The sequence below is a fragment of the Bacillota bacterium genome, assembly GCA_040754675.1.
GTDB lineage: Bacteria > Bacillota > Limnochordia > Limnochordales > Geochordaceae > Geochorda.
Map to the genome: position 1 here is coordinate 1 of JBFMCJ010000603.1, position 2356 is coordinate 2356.

The 2356-nt window shown below is 57.7% G+C and carries 2 protein-coding genes; both read right to left on the minus strand.

Going from position 1 to position 2356, the window contains the following annotated elements:
- On the minus strand, positions 1-1102 hold a 1102-nt coding region (locus AB1609_21450; protein MEW6049002.1), incomplete at its 3' end, for an FAD-binding protein.
- Positions 1103-1314: 212 nt separating this feature from the next.
- Positions 1315-2356, minus strand: a 1042-nt coding sequence (locus tag AB1609_21455) for a sigma 54-interacting transcriptional regulator (GenBank protein MEW6049003.1), incomplete at its 5' end; no start/stop codon positions are given.

Below are 2356 nucleotides of genomic sequence, written 5' to 3' on the forward strand. Positions count from 1 at the left end.
CTGCGTACAGCCCAGGTACGGATGCGGCGCCGCGCTCGTCAACCGCTACCCCGGTGAGCCCGTGGCCTCCACACAGGAAAAACTCAGTGGGAGCCAATTCTACGTCTTTCCGGCGGAAGTCGATTCCGCGGTGCTCAAGGAACCGCTTAAGGACCGGACGCTCTGTTGAAAACAGAATGTCCTCGATAGCCTCGATTTGCGCTCTCGGGAGGTGCTGCACTCTGATACGAAGCGGACCACGATCCCTACGATGCTCTTCCACCATCCGCTCAACCGAAGGCCGCTCGCTGCCCTCAAGCAATTCGTCGAGAACATCGATTAGCCGGGCCCCACGAGTCAGCGTGATGTACAGCAGGGGAACATTTAGGTCCTTTACCACGTACATGCATATCGTATACTCTAGCCCAGTGAGCTCTGCACCCGCCGAAAACGCCAGGGCGTAAGCGTCTCCCGTGTTGGCCGGGCAGTCGAAGGTACCGTAGAGGTATCCACTATTGGGTAGGCCAAAGCGAGCGGCCCCTCCGGCGGCCAGAATCGTAGCCTTGGCTTCACACGCAACCAGATCGCCCGTCCGGGTATTCAAGCCGAGTGCACCGCAGACTCGTGCTCCGTCCGTCAATAGTTCCACCGCCATGGTCCTGTTCAGGACGAGGCAACCATTGTCGAGTAACCGACTGGCCAGGATAGTCTTAAGAGCCGGTTCCTTCATCGAAACCACAAAACGACCAGCCGGGTGGGCTTGAAGGACTTCGTAGTTACCTTCCTCGTCTTGGGGGAAATCTACCCCCCAGCTAGCAAGCTTCTGCATGAGCGTCCAACTACGTTTAGCCAAGACGTAGTTCGAAACCTCATCAGCCACTCCGTCACACTGCTGGCGAATGGATCGCACGTATTCCTCCGGAGTAGCAACGCCCGGAATGGCCACCACATTTAGTGCATCCATGCCGCGGACGATTGACCCGCTGTACTTCACGTGGGCTTTCTCTACTATGACGACACGAGCGCGAGGATTTAGCTCCTTGGCCCGGATAGCAGCCATCGCGCCTGCAGATCCACCACCAATCACAAGCACGTCGGCTTCGAGACGGCTTACTTGCGGCAACTCTCGGGTCCTCCCCCTCATCGCACTGTTTGACCCAGGCACCGAAACAGAGCTTGGTGCCGCCCCGTGGAGTGGGACGCGCTACGCAGCTCGCGCAATTCCCATGCCATCCGGCGGGAGAACTCAGTGTTAACTGCCTGAGTATCGTCCGTCCGTGATCCCACTTCTTGTACGCAAAAACGGTTCTGAGATCCGGAAATACCGCTCGATTTTTAGCTCCGGCACTTGCGGGCGCAGTTGCTTCTGATTTCCGGAAACCGAACTCTTACGCGGGCGCGTGTCCCTTCCCCGATCTCCCCAATCTGCTTCATTTTCGCATAGAGGGTGCTTAGCGCGATACCCAGCGCCTGGGCCGCAGCCTTTTTTCCTTCAACTGTATCCCCAAATACAGATAACGCCTTCACGATTTCCTCCTTCTCAACGTCTTCCAAGCGACGGACGTACCTGCCGTGGCCTTGGCCGGGGGAGCACAGCCTCAACAAGGGAAGAACGACGTTGGGGCCAATGTGTTTTGCCCCTTTCGTTGCCCAAAAAGCTCGCTCAAGTACGTTGTGTAATTCCCGAACATTCCCCGGCCACTCATACTGCATCAACACCCGGACGGCTGAATCGGATAGAACAGGAACGGCGTCAACACGGGCCCTAGCAGCCAAATGTGCTAAGAACCGTGTCGCAAGCAGAGGGATGTCGTCACGGCGCTCGCGAAGGGGCGGAACATGCACATGGAACACGTTCAGTCGGAAGAAGAGATCCTCCCGGAACAGGCCCTCCCCGACAAGACTCATGAGGTCGCGGTTTGTTGCGGCGATAATCCTTGCCTGCGACCGAAGCACTGCGGTCCCCCCTACGCGCCGGAACTCGCCCTCTTGTAGAACACGAAGAAGCTTCCCCTGAAGCTCCAGGGGAAGGTCCCCAACCTCATCAAGGAAGAGGGTGCCATTTGCTGCTAATTCAAACAGGCCAATGCGCCTTTGAGCGGCGCCGGTAAAAGCTCCCTTCTCATGTCCAAAGAGCTCGCTCTCCGCAAGCGTTGGTGTAAGCGCACAACAGTTGAGGGCAATAAACGGATTCCCCGAGCGGGGGCTGGAATTGTGGATAGCCTGCGCAAAAAGTTCCTTGCCTGTCCCGGTCTCTCCAGTTACCAGCACTGGACAGTCCGTCTCCGCAGCCTGCCTTGCCACGTCTATGGCACGTTTGATGGGCCTGCTCTGACCGAGGATGTCAGAAAAAGTGTGGGTGGCCTTGCCCACCTGC